Source organism: Photorhabdus sp. RM323S (assembly GCF_042879375.1).
Classification (GTDB): Bacteria; Pseudomonadota; Gammaproteobacteria; order Enterobacterales; family Enterobacteriaceae; genus Photorhabdus; species Photorhabdus tasmaniensis.
This window is the reverse complement of record NZ_JBHFKZ010000003.1, coordinates 157,039-178,202: the sequence shown is the minus strand read 5'-3', so window position 1 is coordinate 178,202 and position 21,164 is coordinate 157,039. Positions and strand designations below refer to the sequence as shown.

Annotated in this window: 18 protein-coding genes and 1 pseudogene; 8 read left to right on the top strand and 11 right to left on the bottom strand. The window is 43.2% G+C overall.

The window, feature by feature from the left end; genetic code table 11:
* Positions 1 to 210 precede the first annotated feature (210 nt).
* The 3 genes from ACGF7G_RS02885 (at position 211) to ACGF7G_RS02875 (ending at position 4,501) form a co-directional block, all read left to right on the top strand.
* On the top strand, positions 211 to 1,131 hold the full coding sequence (locus ACGF7G_RS02885) for a dihydrodipicolinate synthase family protein (RefSeq protein WP_387463411.1): 921 nt from the start codon (positions 211 to 213) through the stop codon (positions 1,129 to 1,131).
* A gap of 58 nt (positions 1,132 to 1,189) precedes the next feature.
* Complete coding sequence (locus ACGF7G_RS02880; protein ID WP_387463410.1) at positions 1,190 to 2,773, top strand: aldehyde dehydrogenase (NADP(+)); 1,584 nt, start codon at positions 1,190 to 1,192, stop codon at positions 2,771 to 2,773.
* Positions 2,774 to 2,899: 126 nt separating this feature from the next.
* Positions 2,900 to 4,501, top strand: a complete 1,602-nt coding sequence (locus ACGF7G_RS02875) for an APC family permease (RefSeq protein ID WP_387463408.1) — start codon at positions 2,900 to 2,902, stop codon at positions 4,499 to 4,501.
* A gap of 119 nt (positions 4,502 to 4,620) precedes the next feature.
* Here the strand turns inward: ACGF7G_RS02875 and ACGF7G_RS02870 are convergent, their stop codons facing one another.
* The 5 genes from ACGF7G_RS02870 to ACGF7G_RS02850 all read right to left on the bottom strand — a co-directional run bounded on the left by ACGF7G_RS02870 (position 4,621) and on the right by ACGF7G_RS02850 (position 9,365).
* Positions 4,621 to 5,457 (bottom strand): siderophore-interacting protein, encoded by an 837-nt coding sequence (locus ACGF7G_RS02870; RefSeq protein ID WP_387463406.1) that lies wholly within the window; start codon positions 5,455 to 5,457, stop codon positions 4,621 to 4,623.
* 137 nt (positions 5,458 to 5,594) lie between these two features.
* A complete protein-coding gene (locus ACGF7G_RS02865) occupies positions 5,595 to 6,644 on the bottom strand; it encodes a histidine kinase (RefSeq protein ID WP_339959206.1) in 1,050 nt (349 codons plus the stop codon).
* A gap of 247 nt (positions 6,645 to 6,891) precedes the next feature.
* Positions 6,892 to 7,050, bottom strand: coding sequence for a DUF2474 domain-containing protein (locus ACGF7G_RS02860; protein WP_133813203.1), 159 nt, complete (start codon positions 7,048 to 7,050; stop codon positions 6,892 to 6,894).
* Positions 7,031 to 8,038: a cytochrome d ubiquinol oxidase subunit II gene (gene cydB / locus ACGF7G_RS02855; RefSeq protein ID WP_387463403.1), complete on the bottom strand. Its 1,008-nt coding sequence runs from the start codon at positions 8,036 to 8,038 to the stop codon at positions 7,031 to 7,033. The genes ACGF7G_RS02860 and cydB overlap by 20 nt, the downstream gene beginning before the upstream one ends.
* A complete protein-coding gene (locus ACGF7G_RS02850) occupies positions 8,028 to 9,365 on the bottom strand; it encodes a cytochrome ubiquinol oxidase subunit I (protein ID WP_387463401.1) in 1,338 nt (445 codons plus the stop codon). The genes cydB and ACGF7G_RS02850 overlap by 11 nt, the downstream gene beginning before the upstream one ends.
* A 130-nt stretch (positions 9,366 to 9,495) precedes the next feature.
* On the opposite strand from ACGF7G_RS02850, the gene ACGF7G_RS02845 reads away from it, so the two are divergent.
* Entirely contained in the window at positions 9,496 to 10,917 is a 1,422-nt protein-coding gene (locus ACGF7G_RS02845) for a PLP-dependent aminotransferase family protein (protein WP_387463399.1), read from the top strand.
* A gap of 186 nt (positions 10,918 to 11,103) precedes the next feature.
* Here the strand turns inward: ACGF7G_RS02845 and ACGF7G_RS02840 are convergent, their stop codons facing one another.
* The 3 genes and pseudogenes from ACGF7G_RS02840 to ACGF7G_RS02830 all read right to left on the bottom strand — a co-directional run.
* Positions 11,104 to 11,916 (bottom strand): hypothetical protein, encoded by an 813-nt coding sequence (locus tag ACGF7G_RS02840; RefSeq protein ID WP_387463397.1) that lies wholly within the window; start codon positions 11,914 to 11,916, stop codon positions 11,104 to 11,106.
* A gap of 124 nt (positions 11,917 to 12,040) precedes the next feature.
* Entirely contained in the window at positions 12,041 to 12,847 is an 807-nt protein-coding gene (locus ACGF7G_RS02835; RefSeq protein ID WP_133813199.1) for a hypothetical protein, read from the bottom strand.
* A 454-nt stretch (positions 12,848 to 13,301) separates the two neighbouring features.
* Positions 13,302 to 13,807 (bottom strand): annotated as a pseudogene (locus tag ACGF7G_RS02830) (DNA helicase); the annotation flags it as partial.
* A 110-nt stretch (positions 13,808 to 13,917) separates the two neighbouring features.
* Here ACGF7G_RS02830 and ACGF7G_RS02825 point away from each other — a divergent pair.
* Together ACGF7G_RS02825 and ACGF7G_RS02820 are read left to right on the top strand one after the other, a co-directional pair.
* Complete coding sequence (locus ACGF7G_RS02825) at positions 13,918 to 14,574, top strand: DUF4433 domain-containing protein (RefSeq protein ID WP_387463395.1); 657 nt, start codon at positions 13,918 to 13,920, stop codon at positions 14,572 to 14,574.
* The gene (locus tag ACGF7G_RS02820; protein WP_387463393.1) at positions 14,571 to 15,638 is read left to right on the top strand and encodes a macro domain-containing protein; all 1,068 of its coding nucleotides are present in this window, start codon (positions 14,571 to 14,573) and stop codon (positions 15,636 to 15,638) included. Before ACGF7G_RS02825 ends, ACGF7G_RS02820 begins: the two co-directional genes overlap by 4 nt.
* Positions 15,639 to 15,791: 153 nt before the next feature.
* Here the strand turns inward: ACGF7G_RS02820 and ychF are convergent, their stop codons facing one another.
* Both ychF and pth read right to left on the bottom strand, forming a co-directional pair.
* Positions 15,792 to 16,883: a redox-regulated ATPase YchF gene (ychF, locus tag ACGF7G_RS02815; protein ID WP_133813197.1), complete on the bottom strand. Its 1,092-nt coding sequence runs from the start codon at positions 16,881 to 16,883 to the stop codon at positions 15,792 to 15,794.
* Between the two features lie 137 nt (positions 16,884 to 17,020).
* Positions 17,021 to 17,611: an aminoacyl-tRNA hydrolase gene (gene pth / locus ACGF7G_RS02810; RefSeq protein ID WP_387463390.1), complete on the bottom strand. Its 591-nt coding sequence runs from the start codon at positions 17,609 to 17,611 to the stop codon at positions 17,021 to 17,023.
* Between the two features lie 286 nt (positions 17,612 to 17,897).
* Between pth and ACGF7G_RS02805 the strand changes: the two genes are divergently transcribed.
* Together ACGF7G_RS02805 and ychH are read left to right on the top strand one after the other, a co-directional pair.
* Positions 17,898 to 19,607, top strand: coding sequence for a phage tail protein (locus ACGF7G_RS02805; RefSeq protein ID WP_387463389.1), 1,710 nt, complete (start codon positions 17,898 to 17,900; stop codon positions 19,605 to 19,607).
* A gap of 142 nt (positions 19,608 to 19,749) precedes the next feature.
* Positions 19,750 to 20,025 carry a stress-induced protein YchH gene (gene ychH, locus ACGF7G_RS02800; RefSeq protein ID WP_133813194.1) on the top strand — a complete coding sequence of 92 codons (276 nt, stop codon included), beginning with the start codon at positions 19,750 to 19,752 and terminating at the stop codon, positions 20,023 to 20,025.
* Between the two features lie 123 nt (positions 20,026 to 20,148).
* Here the strand turns inward: ychH and prs are convergent, their stop codons facing one another.
* Positions 20,149 to 21,096, bottom strand: coding sequence for a ribose-phosphate diphosphokinase (gene prs / locus ACGF7G_RS02795; RefSeq protein ID WP_133813193.1), 948 nt, complete (start codon positions 21,094 to 21,096; stop codon positions 20,149 to 20,151).
* Positions 21,097 to 21,164: the final 68 nt, after the last annotated feature.

Below are 21,164 nucleotides of genomic sequence, written 5' to 3'. Positions count from 1 at the left end.
ATTTATTAAATAAATGTGCTTATCTAATCTGCAAAATCCCCCAGCTTTAAGTTTGTCATTCCTATTATGCTGATTTCGTCATGGTTCACTGCGAAAAGTGACAAGCTTCTTTTTGGCGAAATAGCCATCATCAGTCAAAACCAATAAATCACATTTTATTAACAAAATAAAAACAATTCACACGTCAAATATCAACCAAAGGATGAGACTATGAGCCAGAAAAAGGTTAACTGGCAGGGTGTTTTCCCGGCAGTAACAACCCAGTTTAACCCCGATTTTTCCATTAATTTGGACGCCACTCATAAGGTCATGACAAACCTGATTAAAGATGGGGTTTCCGGTTTAGTTGTTAATGGCTCCGTGGGGGAGAACACTTCCCTGTCCATGGAGGAAAAGCGTGCTATCGTTGAACTCGCGGTGGATGTTACTGCTGGTAAAGTGCCTGTTCTTTCGGGTATTGCAGAACTGACAACCGACAATGCGTGCAAAATGGTTTCTGAATGCCGCCAGGCAGGTGCTAATGGAGTGATGGTTATGCCACCACTGGTTTATACGCCAACCCCTAAAGAAAACAGGGCATATTTCCGTACAATTGCCGCCTCTACCGATTTGCCCATTATGCTATATAACAACCCCCTGCTGTATAAAAATGACATTACGCCGAAAATTCTGACATCTCTGGCCGATTGCGAAAATATCGTTGCGTTTAAAGATTCATCAGGCAATACACGCCCTTTTATTGATATTCCCAATGAAGTAGGTGATCGCTTCATTCTTTTTGCGGGTTTGGATGACGTCGTTTTAGAGTCAGTCGCCGTGGGCGCAGAAGGTTGGATTTCAGGCATGTCGAATGCCTTTCCTCGGGAAGGGGAGACCTTATTCCGTTTGGCTAAACAAAAACGCTATGAAGAAGCCAGGGAGTTATATCGCTGGTTTATGCCTTTGCTGCACCTGGATTTCCGTCCTGATTTGGTGCAATGCATCAAACTGTGTGAAGAAATGGTTGGCCGTGGCAGTGCGATTACCCGCCCACCACGTTTACCGCTTGAGGGGGAAATATTGGCTGAAGTATGCGCCATTGTAGAAAAAGCTCTCGCAAACCGTCCTTCGCTGCCTGATGTAGGCCTCTGAATTCCAGTTTAGTGTAATAACCAATCGTGCCCATTTTGATACCCTTGGAGGAATCGCTATGTTAGTAACACATTCCGGTATGCAGTTTATTGGTGGTCACAGGCAAGCAGAGGGAGAACGCTGTTTGCACAGCCGGCGGGCGGTGGATAACTCATCAACAGGTTATGTGTTTTATCAGGCTACAGTACATGAGGTCGATCTCGCTGTTCAAGCTGCTGCCGATGCATTTACACGTTATAGCCAAACATCATTAGAAGAACGTGCCGTTTTTTTAGATAAAATTGCGGATGAAATCGATGCTCTTGGCGATGATTTCATTGCCCTTGTATCGGAAGAAACGGCTCTGCCACCCGTCCGACTTCTGGGCGAACGGTCGAGAACGAGTGGGCAAATGAGGCTGTTTGCCGCGCTGTTACGCCGTGGTGATATTCATGCTGCCCGCATTGATACTGCACAACCTGAGAGAAAATCGCCCCCCAGAGTTGATATTCGCCAATGCTATATTCCTCTTGGCTCTATTGCGGTTTTCGGTGCCAGTAATTTCCCTTTGGCTTTTTCAACCGCGGGTGGTGACACGGTGTCAGCATTAGCGGCGGGCTGCTGTGTTGTTTTCAAAGCACATAGCGGCCATATGGTCACTGCCGAAATCATCGCGCAAGCTATTGAACGCGCTATCGTAGCGACACAAATGCCCGCAGGTGTATTTAATCTGATTTATGGCAATAGCGTGGGAGCAGATCTTGTCAAACACCCGGTTATTCAGGCGGTTGGTTTTACCGGTTCACTCGCGGGTGGGCGTGCATTGTTCGATATGGCCATGCAGCGATCACAACCTATTCCGGTTTTTGCTGAAATGTCGAGTGTCAACCCGGTCATTGTGCTGCCAAATGCCTTAATACAGCGGGGAAAACACATTGCCCAAGAACTGGCAAATTCATTCACATTAGGTTGCGGTCAGTTTTGTACTAAACCGGGCATGATCCTGGGCATTCGTTCACCAGAATTTGATCAATTTATGACTCGATTAACGCAGGAAGTCACGCTTCGTCCGGCGCAGTCAATGCTAAACCAAGGCACATTACTCAGTCACCAAAAAGGTATTCATAAACTGGACAATGAACCCTTAATGACACGGTTAGCCACTGGTGAACATCATGAGGATCAGGCAACTACGATGCTGTATCGTGCAGATATTGCTTTGTTGCTGAATAAGAATGCTCTGCTGCAAGAGGAGGTTTTTGGCCCTGTTGTTATGGTGATTGAAGCTGAAAGCCAGCACCAGCTTTTACGCGCAATTGACTGTTTGCAGGGGCAGCTTACCGCGACCTTGATTGGTGAACACGATGAATTAGCCAATTCGCACGAACTCAATCGACGATTACAGAACATCGCCGGCAGAGTGGTTGTCAACGGCTATCCGACAGGCGTTGAAGTCTGTGATGCCATGGTTCATGGTGGGCCTTACCCTGCGACTTCAGATGCGAGAGGGACTTCCGTTGGCACACTGGCTATCTGGCGTTTTCTGCGTCCGGTATGTCTCCAAAACTATCCCGAATCCTTACTTCCCCCAGCACTGCAAAACCGTAATCCGTTAAATATTTCCCGATTAATCAATGGGGTGATGAGCAGGGAAGTATTGTAAATCAGTTTACTACTTGCATTGCTTACTCCCGGGAAGCTCATGGTCAGTTATGCACATTGCGCCACTGTCACGCGAAATTACCCTACTGGCGTATATCAAATAAGAAACAGAAAAGAGCGAATAATTATGGCACCATATGAAACCTCTCCACTGCTGAAATCCAATTCAGGGCAGGGAAAATTTAAGAAGCAGTTAACACTTACGGATTTAACTTTCATCGGATTAGGGGCTATTTTTGGCTCTGGCTGGTTATTTGCCGCCAGTCATGTGTCTGTTATTGCCGGGCCAGCAGGGATTTTTTCCTGGGTGATTGGTGGTATCGCCGTGCTCTTACTCGGCATTGTGTATTGCGAACTGGGCGCGGCTCTGCCGAAATCAGGTGGCATTATCCGTTATCCGATGTTTTCTCATGGTGAACTCATGGGATATTTAATGGGTTCTATCACCTTAATTGCGTTTTCCAGCCTTATAGCCATTGAAGTTGTCGCTGCCCGACAATATGCGGCTGCGTGGTTTCCTTTTCTCAGTCAGCCTGGTTCGGGTGATCCGACTCTGGCAGGCTGGCTGGTTCAATTTATTTTATTAGCATTTTTCTTTTACCTTAACTACAACAGCGTGAAAACCTTTGCGAAATTCAACAATATTATTAGTATTTTCAAATTCATCGTTCCGCTGCTTGTTATTGTTATCCTTTTTAATTATTTCAATCCGAGTAATTTGCAAGTTCATGGATTCTCCCCGTTTGGGGTCTCTGGTGTTGAAGCCGCAGTTTCAGCGGGTGGCATTATCTTTGCTTATCTTGGCCTGACACCAATTATTTCTGTCGCCGGTGAAGTGGAAAAACCCCAAAAAACCATCCCTATTGCTCTTATTTTGTCTATTCTGCTGTCTACGGTTATTTATGTTTTATTACAGCTAGCTTTCCTTGGCGGGATACCTTCTGATCTACTTTTTGGCGGCTGGAACCAAATTGGACAATATTTTTCACTGCCGTTTCGTGATATAGCCTTAATACTCGGTGCGGGATGGCTCGCTTTTTTGGTGGTATGTGATGCAGTGATCTCCCCAAGTGGCACTGGGAATATTTATATGAATGCGACTCCACGTGTTATTTATGGCTGGGCAAAAAGTGGAACGTTATTTAACGTGTTTACCCATATTGATGAAAAATCGGGAATACCGCGTCCTGCACTTTGGTTGACGTTTATTCTTTCTATTTTTTGGACATTACCTTTTCCTTCATGGGAAAAACTTATCAGTGTTGTTTCAGCGGCGTTAATCCTGAGCTACGCGTTAGCGCCAGTCACGGCCTCTGCTTTACGCCGTAATGCCAAAGAGATGAAACGCCCCTTTTATGTTAAAGGGTTTGTTATCATTGGTCCGCTCTCTTTTATTGTTTCCGCCTTCATTGTTTACTGGTCTGGTTGGAAAACTGTTTCCTGGCTGCTCGGATTACAAATTGTCTTATTCTTCATCTACTTGTTATTCAAAAACAGAGTCCCTGTGAGCAAAGTGAGCCTGCGCCAACAGATAACTTCTGCCTTGTGGCTGATCGGTTTCTACAGTGCCATGATCATTCTGTCCTACTTAGGCACATTTGGCGGGAAAGGCATTATTCCTGCGCCTTGGGATATCGTTGCAGTGGCAGTGATGTCTTTGATTGCCTTTTATTGGGGAACCTTTAGTGCTCTGCCCAACGCTATTTTGCCAACGGAAGATGAGGATTAGTGCTAATATCCCAATGGTTGTAGATCATTCTCATGATATAGATCACACCGTCAAGGTTTCTGAAAAAATCTCCCGGCGTGATCCTCTGCCTATTATGACTGGCCGAAATTATGCACTAATCATAGCGCAAAGCTATCCATCACTTCATGGCGCAGTTCGTGATAACCTTCCTCATTAAAGCCATGTCTCCAGTAAGGGATGGCATATAGCTGGTGGCGTTCATAACCTTTTTCACGGCGAACATAGCGACGAAGCGCTTTTACCATTTTATCTTCACCGGCAAGCCAGAAAGTGACATCTTCTGTTGGTAATGACCAGGATTTGAATGTGGATACCATTTTGTCAGTCACTTCAACACCGCCGGTAATCCAGTGGATTGTTATTCCCTCTGGTTTTTTTAACTCCTGAATATCCTGTTCACTTTCGATACGAATAATCACTTGCCCAGCCGCGTCTGGTTTTATGGTTCCCAGTAGCGCCGCAATTGCAGGCAGGGAACTTGGGTCGCCGGCCATATAATAGTTGCTGACTTTTGGCAGTAATGGATCAGGGCCTCCGGGGTTAGTGATGCCAATCCAGTCACCGATTTTAGCTCTGTGAGCAAATTCCACCGCCGGACCGCCATGATCATGCAGTGCGAATTCAATATCGATCTCTTTTTGTTCGGAACGCAGAGCCCGGACAGTGTAAGCACGGGTAACCGGGCGTAGTTCTTTTGTCGGCCATATTGGGCCTTCTGGGGATAGAGTGGGTAAGATCGGTTTTATCTGCCCCGGAAGAGGTAAGAATATTTTTACCAGCCCGCCTTCGCATTCAGTGGGATAACTGTCCAAGTTTTCACTTTCGAAAGTAATGCTGCGCATATTGGGGGTTACGTCGAAAATTTTTTTTACCTGAACAAGCCTCGGGGGTGCAGGGCGGTAAATATTTTTCTCTTCAATTGTTTTATTAGCCACGTAAAATTCCTCTGGAAAATTTATTGAAGGTAATGATCTGATAAAGCGAAATGCAGTGTAACAGTAAATAACACAAATGCTAATCATTATCATTCAATAAGTTGCGCTGATGCCAGTAATTTGATTTATCTGTCTTTTCAGTCCAGTGATAATTGAATTTCTATTTCTGTACCACCATTTTTACGGTTTTTTATCTGTAATTGTCCACCGATGAGCGTGACTCTGTCTTGGATAATCGCCAGCCCAAATCTGTTTTTATCAATTGCAGTTAGATTGATGCCCCGGCCATTGTCACTGACAACAGCAATGACTTTGTCATCAAGAGGATAAATACGGATACTGATCCAGTTTGCATTGGAATGCTTGTAGCAATTGTTTAAACATTCCCGGATGATTTGGATTAAATGTTTACAGTAACTGTCAGGGATGTGTTGATGTGTCAGGCGGTAATTGAATTCAATATTGAAGCCCAGACGATGGTTAAACTCGTTAATCAACGTCTGTAAAGATTCTTGCAGATGACATTGAGGCTGCTCGTTCCTAAAGGTTGCCAATAATTCTCTTAGTTGGCGGTAAGCGATATTCAACTCATCCTTAATCATATTGAGCGAGGTTAAACTTTGCTTGGATAAGTGATCACTACCGATATACAAGCAATTAACCTGAATCTTAAGGAAAGAGAGCGATTGGGCAATTGAATCATGGAGTTCTCGGGAAATAGCCGCCCTTTCTGCCGCTAAGATACTTTGATGGTGGCACTGGATTTGGTTTTCCCGTAACAGTTTATTCGTCATTAAGGCAACCACATTCTGAACCAGGCTTTTTTCATCGGGGGTCAAGTCACTATTTCTGTGTGTTTTTATCCAGAGTGTTCCATAGTTATCAATATTATCATCCAGACTCCATCTCATAATCAGAGGCATATCGAAATAGGGGCACTGGTGAGGATTGCGGAAGAAATATTCTTGTTGCGATGGATAAAAGATGATTTTGGCTTCACAGAAAGGGATCAGGCGATTGAGATGAGAAAAAATCTCCTGTAACTTTTCAGGAAGAAGTTTACAGTTTTGTAGTTTGAAATGGCTTTGACAAAGGAAATCCAAATGGCCATTTTTTTGTTTCAGTGCGTTAATTTCTGCTTTGTATCTTGAATGTTGCCATGCTTTGACAGGAACAGAGTTATGCACTACTTTTATCAGGAAATACACATTTGTAATGTTTAACATTATCAGCAACGGTAGAATTAAATCTTGAATAGACGGTTTATTGATCAATAACAGTGTGAAAAGTAAAAATAAATTTACAATAGAGTTGATTACAAACAACTTTTGGTTTGTGAAGAGAGAGTTATTTGAACTTGTTTTCATCAGGTTAAGATTCCGTTCTGCAATACTGATGAAAACTTTAGCTCAATTTATTAAATAGTGTTAACAATTACTTTAATTTCATTCCTGCTGCTGTCATCAGAAGGCGAAATAGCGTGGAGACAGCAAAAAGAGCCATCACACTGCAAAGCCAGATTATCGCCATCCAGCCTATCCGTTTCCATACGGAAGGGCGTTGGATGTTTTGATTAGTGGTAGCCTTGTTCATGGTTCACTTTCCCCCGGAAAACGTAGTAGCTCCAATAGGTATAAACTAGGATCACTGGGATGATCAGCAGGGCACCGACCAGCATAAAACCTAAACTTTGTGGTGGTGCCGCAGCGGCTTCATAACTGATCGCTGGTGGGATCAGGTTAGGCCAGATACTGATACCCAATCCACTGTAGCCAAGGAAAACCAGCAACAGCGCTAACAGAAACGGGGTGTAATGGGTTTTGCGTTTGATGGAACGCAATAGTTTCCAGCTGGACCATACTACTAACAGTGGTACAGGAAGGAAGAATAATAAATTAGGTAAGCTGAACCAGCGTTCCGTAATTGCCGGATGGATTAATGGTGTCCACAAACTGATAACGGTGATGACAGCCAGCATCAGCAGAATAAGTGGGCGGGCTACACGGTACATCGCCTGTTGCAGATGGCCTTCGGTTTTCATAATCAGCCAGCCGCAGCCTAACAGGGCGTAAGCCACGATGAGCCCAAAGCCACAGAATAGTGGGAAGGGGGAAAACCAGTCAAAATAGCCACCCGCATAAGCCCGGTTTTCAACAGGGAATCCCTGAATAAAAGCGCCAACCACAACCCCCTGAACGAACGTGGCAATCACAGAACCACCGATAAAGGCTTTATCCCAAATGTGACGATGTTCAGGGGCAGATTTGAAACGGAATTCAAAGGCGACACCACGAAATATCAGGCCAAATAACATTAATGTCAGGGGGATGGCCAGTGCATCAAGGATAACGGCATAAGCCAGAGGAAAAGCACCGAATAAACCTGCACCTCCAAGCACTAGCCAGGTTTCGTTGCCATCCCAGACAGGGGCGACACTGTTCATCATTAAATCACGGTCGCTGTCGCTTTTAACTGTGGGATAGAGCAGCCCAATCCCAAGATCAAAGCCATCCATGACAATGTACATCATGGTGCTGAACACAATGATGATGAACCAGATTAACGGCAGATCAATACCCATTTTTTAACTCCTTTTTGGGGCCTTTGCGGATAAGTTTCATCATATAGGTGTAACCCACACCAAATACCGAGCTATAAACCACGATAAACAGCAACAGGCTGATGCTCATATGTATCTCACCGTGTGCGGATACCGCGTCTTTGGTGCGTAACAGACCATAAACCACCCACGGTTGACGGCCTATTTCTGTGGTAAACCAGCCGGCAAGAATGGCGATCAGGCCGGAAGGTGCCATCAAGAACATAAAACGCAGGAAGGGTTTTGATTGGTAAAGCCGTTGCTTATAGCGCAGCCAGAGTCCCCAGCAACCGGCAATTATCATCAGCATACCCAGGCCGACCATCACTCTGAATGACCAGAAAACCATCAGGGCGTTTGGTCTGTCTTCCGGTGGAAACTCTTTAAGTGCAGGAACCTGTTTATCGATACTGTGGGTCAAAATCAGGCTGGCGAGATAAGGGATCTCCACGGCATAACGTGTCTCTTCCCGTTCCATATCAGGAATACCAAACAGGATCAGCGGAGTCGCTTCACCGGGACGATTTTCCCAATGGCCTTCCATTGCCGCGATTTTGGCGGGTTGATGCTTAAGTGTGTTAAGACCGTGGGCATCACCAATCAACGCCTGCAAAGGCGCAATAATCAGGATCATCCACATCGACATGGATAGCATTTTTTTCATTGCTGTCGAGTCATTGCCTTTTAATAAATGCCATGCCGCTGAAGCCGCAATAAAGAATGCTGAGGCAAGGAATGCCGCGGTACACATGTGAGCCAGACGGTATGGAAAGGAGGGATTAAATATCACTGCCAGCCAATCGACGGGGACAACCTGATTATTGATAATTTCATGGCCTTGTGGGGTTTGCATCCAGCTATTGGAGGCCAGTATCCAAAAGGTGGATATCAGAGTACCCAACGCAACCATACAGGTAGCGAAAAAATGTAATTTTTCACCCACTCGGTTCCAGCCAAATAACATCACACCAAGAAAGCCTGCTTCAAGAAAGAACGCGGTCAGTACTTCGTAAGTCAGCAAGGGGCCGGTGATCGAACCGGCAAACTCGGAGAAAAAACTCCAGTTGGTGCCGAACTGATAAGCCATAACCAGGCCGGAAACCACTCCCATGCCGAAGTTAACTGCAAAAATTTTCGACCAGAAGTGATATAACGCTTTGTAATCGGTATGACGGGTTTTCAGCCATAATCCTTCCAGTACCGCTAAAAAACTTGCCAGCCCAATCGTGATTGCTGGAAAGATAATGTGAAAGGAGACCGTAAAAGCGAACTGAATTCTGGCCAGTTCCACAGCACTTAAGCCAAACATAGTGACCTCTTATTGTTGTTTGAATAAAGGCAGGAAATGTGTGTGGGTAAGTAAAACATGAAAAAAATAACTATAATAGTGACAGTTTTCTGTATATTGACTATAACAGTTTCTACGGAGGTCTGAATTTATGAAGCGTTATGAACAATTTGCTAAGCAAATTCTGCAACATATTGAAGATGGTACCTGGTTGGTAGGAGATAGATTACCCTCACTGAGGGAGTCAGTGAAATTATCGGGTTTGAGTTTGATGACAGTTGTTCAGTCGTATCAGTTATTGGAAAGTCAGGGATGGATCACTTCCCGGCCTCAGTCTGGTTATTATGTCACCAATCGTTTGCAACCATTTGCGGCGGCGAAAGGGGGAAAGCGATTACATCTGAGCGAAAGTGTGGAAATAAGCGCTTCTATTTTTGATGTATTACAAGCGTGCAAAGATCCTTCGATTATTCCTTTTGGTTCAGCATTCCCGGATCCATCCTTATTGATTCAGCCTAAACTGACCAAAGCGTTAGCGGCAGTCGCCAGGCGAATAGCACCGCACAGCTCTTTAGCCAACTTACCACCGGGTAACGATAAGTTACGCCGTAACATATCGCGCCGCTATGCGATGCATGGTATTCATGTTTCTCCTGATGAAATTGTGATTACTGCCGGTGCGATGGAATCACTGAGTTTCAGTTTGCAGTCAGTAACTGAGCCGGGTGATTGGGTGGTCATTGAATCGCCAGCTTTCTATGGTGCTTTGCAGGCAATTGAGCGTTTACGCTTAAAAGCGCTGGCAATAAAAACTGATCCGCAACACGGTATTGATTTAGATGCGTTGGAGGAGGTGCTGCAAAAGTATCCGGTAAAAGCCTGTTGGTTAATGACTCACTTCCAGAATCCATTAGGTGGAACGATGTCTGCCGAAAATAAATCACGGTTGGTGAATATCCTTAACCGTCACCAGGTGGTACTGATTGAAGATGATGTGTATGGTGAACTCTATTTCGATCAGCAACGGCCTGTACCGGCGAAAGCTCTGGACAGTGAAAGCAACTTTATGCACTGTGCTTCATTTTCCAAATGCCTGGCACCGGGATTCCGGGTGGGTTGGGTGGCGGCAGGAAAGCACGCCAGAAAAATCCAGCAGTTACAAATGATGAGTACCGTTTCTGCTAGCATACCGACGCAACTGGCTATTGCCGATTATCTTGCCGAAGGGGGATACGATAAACATTTGCGCCGTCTTCGCCGTGTATTGGAGCAACGTCAACACCAAATGCTACGGGCGATTGGTGACTATATGCCCGCATCAGTGAAAGTGAACCGCCCGAAAGGCGGATATTTCCTCTGGCTGGAATTTGAGCCACTGTTCAGTGCCGAGCGGCTTTATCAACTGGCATTGGCGGAAGGGATCAGTATTGCGCCTGGCAGTATGTTTTGTACCAGCCAACAGTTTAACCATGCCTTTCGTCTTAATGTCTCTTTTGATTGGGATGAGGAAATGGAACGTGCTATGCAGACTTTAGGCCATCTTTGCCATACTTTATTGGCTGAATGTGGGTAATAACTATAACGTATTGGGGTTTATGATAACCAGATAGCAGGACATGCTAGAAGTCAAGGACTGATTATCGTTACCAACAATGAAGTGTTTTACATCGGAGATATTCATCATGGTGTCCACGATGCATTTGCGGACACCATTTTGTCAGTTATTTCACCATATCAACTTATTCTATACACAGTGTCTTTACTTTTCTTTCTTCTTGGTTGTCATATTGTCAATCCAATCTTCTAATGTTTCCTTCTGTATTTTCTCGAATGCGGGCCGCGCATTTCTCCATGCTTCGTAACTCAGTTGATATTCGGCTTGCGGTAGAAGGTAAGTAGATTGGAATTCGATAGTGCCTTTATTATCTTCTAAAGCGATTATTGAAAACTCAGACCAATATAAGAAGCATGATACACCTCTTGGCGAGGTGGTAAGTACGTTTTGTACGAAATTAGATCGAGTCTGCTTCTTACCCGCATAGGATAATGCAGCGAGAGCCAATTGTCTCAAGGGGAGCCTCATCTGGCCTCTCTCCAGATAAGTTAAACCTTGGAAGCTTTCCAGGAAAGAGTTGATCAAAACATCCATATTACGGCTTTTTTGAACAACATTTTGTACGCTTTTTGATATTAAGGAAAGGATCGGTACACCCGATAATTCTTTTGTAAATGCAAAGAAGTGCTCTTTATTGCCTTTGCCTTCAGGATCTAACGCATTATAATCTGAAACTGCACGACATATATTCACTATCGTTTGCAGACCTTCAGTAACGCTTACCGGATATTTATATGATGTAGCAGATTGTTTTGCAAGTAGTGCATAATTTTCTGTAGCTGCGGCGTTAGCTGGACTTTGTACTTTGGAATAATCTTCAAGATTGGAAATATCTGTGAAAATGTTATCCGAACGTTGCCAATCTTTCAGCAACCTTGTTCCTCCTTTCTCAATATGTTCTATCCATTCTTGGGATTTTTTTACTGCGTAATCAGGATTGCTTAAGATATTTTCCATGATTTTTGTCCTTTATAAGTTTATTAAACTAGATATTGAATGTTAAAATATTGTTGAAAATAGGGAACGATATTGAGTCCTATTTGCAACAATGCCTATAATCTGTTTATAAAAATATTTTAATTTATGTTTTTAGTTTGGTTGTCATACAGTCAATTAAATATTCGGTTGATATTTTATTTTCTTTCTCGAATGCTGGCTTTACATTTTCCCATGATGCTTGACTGAGATTATATTCTGCCTGTGAAAGTTTATAGTTGGATGTGAATTTTATAGTACCTTTATTATTCACTCTCTTTATTGTTAATACAGAGGAATATAATATAATTGAAGCACCATTTGGGGATTTAATAAGAACGTATTGTACGAAATTAGATTGTCTTTCTTTCTCATCCGCATATGATAAAGCAGTATTAGTCAACGCTTTTAGATAGATTTTTATTGTAATTTTATCCTGAGGGGAGAGACCTTTAAAAGCTTGAACAAAAGAATCGATTAAGATATCGGTATTATGGCTTTGTTGAGTAATAATACTTGATTCTACCCACAGTAAAGAGAGAAATGGAGTATTCGCTATTTCTTTGGTGAATGCAATGAACTTCTGCGCATTGCCATTACCTTCTGGTTCTAAAGGATCATAGCCTGAAGCTATCCGGCATAAGTTGATGATAGTTTGCAAACCCTCCGTGACGCTGACCGGGTATTTATATGATGTAGCAGATTTCTTTGTAAATATGGTGTATTCATCTGTTGCTGCTACACTGGCTGGGCTTTGCACGTCAGAAAGATTTTCAGGTGCCGGGAAATGAGAAGAAATGTTATCGGGATATTCCTGTGTTTTCAGGTATCTTAGTTCTCCTGGTTTAATATACTCCAGCCACTCTTGAGCCTTTTTAAATTCATAATCAGGGCTGGTGAATATATTCTTCATGATTATTTTCCTTATAAATTTATATAATTAACTATTGAATGTTTATTTTTGATTTAGGTTAATTATGTATTTCAGGAAATATAATTTATTTTAGATCAATAAGATATCGTTTTATTTTGTGTGATAAATATATTTTCTGAAAGCCGGTAATATCTATGCCAATTGATAGAAATTGCATCTATGATATTTCCATAATAGTTTAAAAATACAATATGTAAAGTTTATTATCATAAAATTTGTTTTTAGGGTGCTTTATAAAAATAACCCTTTGTTATACAATTTGATAATGTATTTATATCTGCTCTGCTAATGATTTGCTTTATCATCAATTATATGTTGATTTGTTTTTTGTTTATATTGAGTTGAAATGAATAATTATAAGTAGGGATTGTTGTTGATTGTATTATCTTATTGGTTAAAATGCTTTTTGTCGTTTGGTTAATTCTGTTTTATTGTTCTTGGTAAATACATTATATCCGGTTACCAGCGTAAATTTATTTTTGGCGCGGGATATCGCCATCATATTTTCCGACATGTGCTTCTGAGAAAGGTTGATCTGATTATTATAGGGAACAACATAGCCTGTATCACAGTTTGCTTCCCACCCGATTTTCCTTAGGGACTCAAACTCTCGCAGGTTGGATAGATTTCTGGTGTGATTCCCTTTGGCTGTGGTAATCAGTGATAATGCTTCTTCGCCGTTGTCATGTGTCATCGGAATTAAGTTGATTATCATAAAAACTGTTTATTACAGAACTGAATGATTTTTGGATAGCATCGGTAGTGCTTTTTGAGTAAATTGATGGGGATATTATTCTGAAAAAGTTCGATAAAAGAGTCTGGAAGGCTATATTTTGCGCAGTCATAAAATTCAGCCGGTGGCGTAATCTGGAGTTTCACTGGAACATGTGGTAATTGTTTTCTATCCTCGACAATAATGATATTTCTGGTACAACCTAGTACTTATATTCCTGATATTCTAACAGAAAAAACAGTAGTAGCCTTACGAAAGAGATATCAATTAGATATGCAGGTTAATAACAATCCACATATGTTTTCAGGAGTTTGAAATGGCATATGATTACAGCACCAGACTCAACCCTGAAAAAGCTCTGATCTGGCGTATTGTCCACCGGGATAATATCCCATGGATTCTGGATAACGGGCTGCACTGTGGTAACAGCCCTGTTCAGGCTAAAAACTGGGTCAACATTGGTAACCCAGAATTGATTTGTAAGCGCGCCAGTTATCCGGTTCTTGTCGGTATGGGTGGTGTTTTGCATGATTACGTCCCGTTTTATTTTACCCCTTTTTCACCTATGTTGATGAATATACGCAGTGGTCGTGGAGGCATTAAACAACGGCCAAATGATGAAATGGTGATTCTGGTCAGTAGCCTGCATAGGGTTGCTGCACAAAATGTGCGTTTTGTTTTTACCGATAGTCACGCTTGTTACAACTGGGCGAATTTTTATACCGATCTGGCTGATTTAAATCATGTTGACTGGCGCATTCTGCAAGAGCGGGATTTCAAACGTGACCCGGAAGATCCGGCAAAGTTTGAACGTTATCAGGCAGAGGCACTTATTCATCAGCATTGTCCGATTGCGTTGCTGAAAGGGATGGTTTGTTATACCGACACTGTCAAGTTACAATTAGAAAGCTGGCTGATTCAACGCAACATAACTATGCCCGTTTATGCCCGGGCAAGATGGTATTTCTCATGATTAAATATACACAAGGTAATTTACTGGATGCCCCTGTAGAAGCATTGGTGAATACGGTCAATACTATGGGTGTCATGGGGAAAGGCATTGCCCTCATGTTCAAAGAGCGTTTTCCACTCAATATGCAGGCCTATGCCAAAGCTTGTAAGCAGAAGCAGGTAGTGACTGGAAAGATGTTCGTCACTGAAACCGGTGAGTTGATGGGGCCACACTGGATAGTCAATTTCCCCACCAAACAGCATTGGCGTGTTGACTCCAAAATAGAATGGATTGAAACCGGATTGCAGGATTTGCGCCTGTTTCTGATTGAAAACCAGGTGCGTTCCATTGCTATTCCACCGCTAGGTGCCGGTAATGGGGGACTGAACTGGCCTGAGGTGAAAACTCGGATTGAGAAAACCCTGTCCGATCTCCACGACACAGAAATTTTGATCTATGAGCCAACGGATAAATATCAAAATGTTGTCAAAAATACTGGGGTAAAAAAGTTAACGCCAGCCAGGGCGATGATCGCAGAACTTGTGCGGCGCTACTGGGTGTTAGGTATGGAATGCAGCCTGCTGGAAATTCAAAAGCTGGGGTGGTTGCTACAGCGCGCTATTGACCAGCATCATTTGGAAGATGTGTTAACGCTACGATTTGAGGCAAATTATTATGGCCCTCATGCCGCTAATCTGAATCATCTGCTAAATGCGCTGGATGGTAGTTATCTCAAAGCAGAAAAACGCATCTCAGATAGTCAGCCATTGGATGTAATCTGGTTTAACGATAGGGAAAGGGACTATGTGAGCGCTTACCTGCACAGTGAAGCCAAAAGCTGGTTACCTGCACTTGAACAGGTGAGCCAGTTAATTGATGGCTTTGAATCACCGTTTGGTATGGAGTTACTGGCTACGGTTGATTGGTTACTGGCTCGCGAAAATTGCCAGCCAACACTGATATCCGTGAAAGAGGGATTACATCACTGGCCTGCCGGTGAAAGGTGGGCGAATCGAAAATTGAAATTATTCGATGATGATAGCCTGCAATTTGCTATTGATCGGATAGTTAAGTTTCATGCCTGAATACTTAAGGGTAACTTTTTCTGAGCACCGTCGGCTAACATAAATGTGTCGTTGTCGAAGATTGAAAATCAGAATCCACGCAGTTGCGTGGATTTGAAGTGATTTATTCAGTCTGTGAAACACCATGCGACGTTACGAGAGATGAGTAATAATTTAAACATTAAACAAGAAATTCATCACATCGCCATCTTTAACGATATATTCCTTACCTTCTGAACGCATTTTGCCGGCCTCTTTTGCGCCTTGTTCGCCTTTATAAGTGATGAAATCTGCAAAAGCGATAGTTTGCGCACGGATAAAGCCTTTTTCGAAATCAGTGTGGATCTTACCGGCAGCCTGTGGTGCGGTTGCGCCGACAGGGATTGTCCATGCCCGGACTTCTTTCACGCCGGCAGTGAAGTAAGTTTGCAGATTCAGTAACTGATAACCAGCCCGGATAACGCGGTTTAAACCGGGTTCTTCCAGACCAAGTTCAGCCATGAACTCTTCACGTTCATCATCTTCTAGCTCTGCGATATCGGCTTCTACCGCAGCACAAACAGGTACGACAACCGATCCCTCTTTTTCTGCGATTGCACGAACAATATCCAGATGAGGATTGTTTTCAAAACCATCTTCGTTGACGTTAGCAATGTACATCGTGGGTTTCAGCGTCAGGAAGCTCAAGTAGCGGATAGCAGCTTTCTCTTCAGCACTGAGATCCAATGCCCGCAACATACCGGCTTGTTCCAGATGCGGCAGGCATTTTTCCAGCGCTTCCAGTTCGGCTTTGGCATCTTTATCGCCACCTTTGGCTTTTTTCTGGACGCGATGAATGGCTCGCTCACAAGTGTCCAGATCGGAAAGGGCCAGTTCTGTATTGATGATCTCAATATCAGAGGCTGGGTCAACCTGACCAGAAACGTGAATGATATTGTCGTTGACGAAGCAACGCACAACATGGCCGATAGCTTCCGTTTCACGAATATTAGTCAGAAACTGGTTGCCCAGACCTTCACCTTTTGATGCGCCTTTCACCAGACCGGCAATATCGACGAATTCCATTGTGGTAGGCAGGATACGTTGAGGTTTTACAATTTGCGCCAGTTGCTCAAGCCGTGGATCGGGCATCGGTACTACACCGGTATTTGGTTCAATGGTGCAGAACGGGAAGTTTGCTGCTTCGATACCTGCTTTGGTCAGCGCATTGAATAATGTTGATTTCCCGACGTTAGGCAAGCCAACGATACCGCATTTGAATCCCATAAGTTTTCACCTTAAATTACTTATAAATCAAAAGGCTGGAGTAGCCTTTGTGATGAATCAGAAAAAAATTGGCGCCATTATACACGGAATGGCGAGCTATCACGATCCCGCAAATAGGATTTATCTATTCTGTATCGTCAGGCACTGGCTTTGAAGCTGTGCAAGCGGTTGATCGCTTTATCTATACCTTGTTTTATTAGAATATCCGTGCAGCGCAGAGCTTCATCAATCGCGTCATTAATCAGCTTTTGTTCACTGGCTGGTGGTTTTCCCAGCACAAAGCCAATAACTTTATTTTTATCACCTGGATGACCGATACCAATACGTAAGCGATAGAAGTTAGGATTATTGCCAAATTTGTTTTGAATATCTTTCAAACCATTATGACCGCCATGACTTCCGCCCAGCTTCATTTTTGCTACTCCCGGCGGTAAATCGAGTTCATCATGTGCCACCAGAATTTCATCTGGTTGGATACGGTAAAAGGAGGCGAGGGCCGCGACAGATTTACCGCTGAGGTTCATAAATGTTGTCGGGACTAACAGACGAACATCATGGTCGCACATATTAATTCGGGCGGTGTAACCGAAAAATTTACTCTCTTCTTTCAATGGCTGATTGTGGCTCTGCGCCAGCAGGTCGAGGTACCAGGCCCCGGCGTTGTGCCGGGTTTGGGCATATTCAGCACCAGGATTAGCCAGACCAACAATTAATTTTATGTTACTCACTATTTTTCTTCACTTTTAACAGTAAAAACAATAAAGAGGGGTAGTTTACCTGTCAGGTGCGATGAGTACAAAGTTCAGTTTGAAAGCGAAGAAGCATGACTTTGAAAATATTGAATCTTTTATTGTTGTTAATTGTACAAAAATAATTAACTGTCTGGGTGATAAGAATGTTTAATTATTGTTTTTACGAGCTAGACTATAATTTGAATAAATAGAGGAAAAATGTTTTTTACAATAATTAAACATATTGATTATGCAATGAGGTTATTTAATTTTAGGAGGATATATGAGTCAAAAAAATGATTTTAAAGCTTTTTCTAGTAGTAATAATGCCAATGTAGTGAGCCAAGAAGGATATGAAGAAAGCCGGAGTTTAAAGACCGGGTTTCCGCCAGAAAATATCACTACTCATTTGCTCAATAAGGTATTACGTCAGTCATCAACAATAGCATCTGTTGTGGCTAATTTTGTCGCGACATATTCCGGTGATGATATTCTGGATGATGGTGATATTGTTAAACTCACTACCCAATTAAATAGAGCGTTAGAACAAAAAATTGCAACCGAAGTGCCAAGTGCTTCATTAACACAAAAAGGTGTTACTCAGCTCACAGATAAAACCGGTAACAGTAATACCCTTGCGGTGACGCAGAAGCTTGTTTCTGATGTAAATGATAACGCGAATGACCGATTGGCAAAAAATCAAAATGGCGCAGATATTCCTGATAAAAACGCGTTTGTAAAAAACCTCGGCTTATCGGAAACTGTGGCGTTGGCGAAAAATGCGGTATCGGCCGATGGTGGCAATTATTCAGGGTATTTTAGGTTTAAACAGGTTGAAACACTTCCCACCGAACGTAATGCAACTATGTTAGTTTCTGTGCAGGGCGCTAAACCAACAAGTGAGATGGTTGCATTTACACTTTACAATTGGTACGACAATTATATTAAAACAGGTATTGTGCGTGGTAGTAGCGTAGATACCTATGGATATACTGTAGATATTAATGGCAAACGGGTTTTCTCTGTTTCTCCTGCGGGCCAAATTGAAGCGGCGTCAGCGAATATAAAGGGGAATGCGGGTGTTTTTAACATAATACATGACACTGGTAAACATGCCTATTTTCAGTTTCTTGAGGGAGCAAAAAGAACGGCTTACGTTGGATTTCCAGGTGACGGGTCACAAAATTTTGATATTTGCAACGAAAAAAAATCTGGCAGATTGACAATTGGTGGAGAGTTGGCTGCATATATTAATAACAATCGGGTTTTTTCTGTTTCTCCTGCGGGTCAGATTGAAGCTGCATCAGCAAATTTAAAGGGGAATGCGGGTATTTTTAATATAACATACAGTACTGGCGGACATGCCTATTTGCAGTATTATGAAGGGACGGCGAGAACGGCCTTCGTTGGATTTCCAGGTGATGGGTCACAAGATTTTGATATTTGCAACGAAAAAAGATACGGCAGACTGACAATTGGCGATAAATTGAAATATAACGGTAATCCTATTGCCATCTTTAATGATAATTGCATCGCCGATACTAATGGCAATATCAGAATATCCAGCCCCGTAGTGAGTATTTATCCAGACGGAACTTATGCGTTAACTCGCGAAGCGGAGGGGGTGACTGTCGAGCGGATAGATACCGGGAAATATCGTATCAGTGGCTGCGACGGTTTTGCTAAAGACGGTGCATGGGGAATTCACGGTGGTACCATCGTCCCGGCAGACAGCAACGGGTTAAATCTTATTTGGGTTAATGAATTAGTAGACACGTCTAGCGGCGATATAACAATCGAATGTTATCATCGGCAAAATACCGATGCGCCGATATTTACTCAAAATAAGCGCGTAAAGAGCGTTAACAGTGACGGGGAAGTCATTTATTACAATGATGGTGAGCTATGCGATATCCCCGATGGACGAGTGATTAATGTTCGAATTCAACGCCAAAAAAATCACCAGAATTTAGGCGAAGAGAGGGACGGCTAGGGAGTTGCGATGAAATCTCTGTTAGTTGTGATCGCGTCCGCAATGACCTTTTGGCAAATAGGGCTATACTCTATAGTGTAAGTAAACATAAGCTTTTTGACTTTAGGTTCTTAGTATGCTCGAAGAGTGTTGGAGGTAACATATGAAACGTCAGAGTGCCTTCATAGTTGGTAATGTATTAATGGGTGTTGGTATGTTGACTATCGTTAGCAGCCTGGCTTATACATTACTGCCCCATATCTTCGGTTTTGGCTGGCCTGAGTTTTTATCTGAAGCAGCGCTATTGGGAGTTTTTGTTGGTGCTCTTGTTTGGTTAGCTGGTGCCGGTGTGGGAGGCCGGGAAGGTGTGGCAGATCGTTACTGGTGGTTGAAAAATTACGACGAGCGTTATCGTCGTGGTGATCATCGGTATCCATAACAAAAACAGTGTTAGTCAGAATTTTTGCTAATGGAGGAATATTATTATGACTCCGGATAAGCAGAAAACCCGTTGAAGTTCTTGGCAACGGGTTTTTTCTTAAGCGCGATTTATGGCTGAAACTTAGTGTTCAAACATCGCAGAGATTGACTCTTCATTACTGATGCGACGGATCGCTTCAGCTAGCATACCGGATAAAGTCAGAGTACGAACCTTATTCAGCGCCTTGATCTCAGCAGATAATGGGATGGTGTCACAGACAATCACTTCATCAATAACCGAGTTTTTGATGTTGTCCACCGCGTTGCCGGAGAAAATCGGGTGAGTTGCATAGGCAAATACACGTTTAGCACCACGCTCTTTCAATGCTTCAGCCGCTTTGCATAATGTACCGCCGGTATCAATCATGTCATCAACCAGTACGCAGTCGCGACCTGCAACATCACCAATAATGTGCATCACCTGAGAAACGTTAGCACGTGGTCGGCGTTTATCAATGATAGCCATATCCGTGTCATTCAGCAGCTTAGCGATAGCGCGGGCGCGGACAACACCGCCAATATCCGGGGAAACAACGATAGGGTTTGCCAATTCTTGCTGCAACATATCTTCCAGCAGGATCGGGCTACCAAATACGTTATCAACCGGAACGTCAAAGAACCCCTGGATCTGTTCAGCATGCAGATCAACTGTCAGTACGCGGTCTACGCCGACACTGGACAGGAAGTCTGCGACAACTTTTGCGGTAATCGGCACACGGGCTGAACGGACCCGGCGGTCCTGACGGGCATAACCGAAGTAAGGGATTACTGCGGTAATACGTCCGGCTGAGGCACGGCGCAGTGCATCAACCATAACGACCAATTCCATCAAGTTGTCGTTAGTCGGTGCACAAGTGGACTGGATGATGAAAATATCACCACCGCGTACATTTTCGTTAATTTGTACGCTGACTTCACCGTCGCTGAAACGACCGACAGCCGCGTCTCCAAGATTGGTGTACAGGCGGTTGGCAACACGTTGTGCTAGTTCAGGAATGGCGTTACCAGCAAAAAGCTTCATATCGGGCACGAGAAAAACCTCAGGCTTGCGTCCAGAGAGATATTGTTGACCAATGCTCAAATGAACGATATCTGTTC

Bases quoted from the DNA above. Each gene is read 5' to 3' on its own strand.
- ACGF7G_RS02885 (WP_387463411.1), top strand. From the start codon at position 211: ATGAGCCAGAAAAAGGTTAACTGGCAGGGTGTTTTCCCGGCAGTAACA.
- ACGF7G_RS02880 (WP_387463410.1), top strand. From the start codon at position 1,190: ATGTTAGTAACACATTCCGGTATGCAGTTTATTGGTGGTCACAGGCAA.
- ACGF7G_RS02875 (WP_387463408.1), top strand. From the start codon at position 2,900: ATGGCACCATATGAAACCTCTCCACTGCTGAAATCCAATTCAGGGCAG.
- ACGF7G_RS02860 (WP_133813203.1), bottom strand. From the start codon at position 7,050: ATGAACAAGGCTACCACTAATCAAAACATCCAACGCCCTTCCGTATGG.
- cydB (WP_387463403.1), bottom strand. From the start codon at position 8,038: ATGGGTATTGATCTGCCGTTAATCTGGTTCATCATCATTGTGTTCAGC.
- ACGF7G_RS02850 (WP_387463401.1), bottom strand. From the start codon at position 9,365: ATGTTTGGCTTAAGTGCTGTGGAACTGGCCAGAATTCAGTTCGCTTTT.
- ACGF7G_RS02845 (WP_387463399.1), top strand. From the start codon at position 9,496: ATGAAGCGTTATGAACAATTTGCTAAGCAAATTCTGCAACATATTGAA.
- ACGF7G_RS02840 (WP_387463397.1), bottom strand. From the start codon at position 11,916: ATGGAAAATATCTTAAGCAATCCTGATTACGCAGTAAAAAAATCCCAA.
- ACGF7G_RS02835 (WP_133813199.1), bottom strand. From the start codon at position 12,847: ATGAAGAATATATTCACCAGCCCTGATTATGAATTTAAAAAGGCTCAA.
- ACGF7G_RS02825 (WP_387463395.1), top strand. From the start codon at position 13,918: ATGGCATATGATTACAGCACCAGACTCAACCCTGAAAAAGCTCTGATC.
- ACGF7G_RS02820 (WP_387463393.1), top strand. From the start codon at position 14,571: ATGATTAAATATACACAAGGTAATTTACTGGATGCCCCTGTAGAAGCA.
- ychF (WP_133813197.1), bottom strand. From the start codon at position 16,883: ATGGGATTCAAATGCGGTATCGTTGGCTTGCCTAACGTCGGGAAATCA.
- ACGF7G_RS02805 (WP_387463389.1), top strand. From the start codon at position 17,898: ATGAGTCAAAAAAATGATTTTAAAGCTTTTTCTAGTAGTAATAATGCC.
- ychH (WP_133813194.1), top strand. From the start codon at position 19,750: ATGAAACGTCAGAGTGCCTTCATAGTTGGTAATGTATTAATGGGTGTT.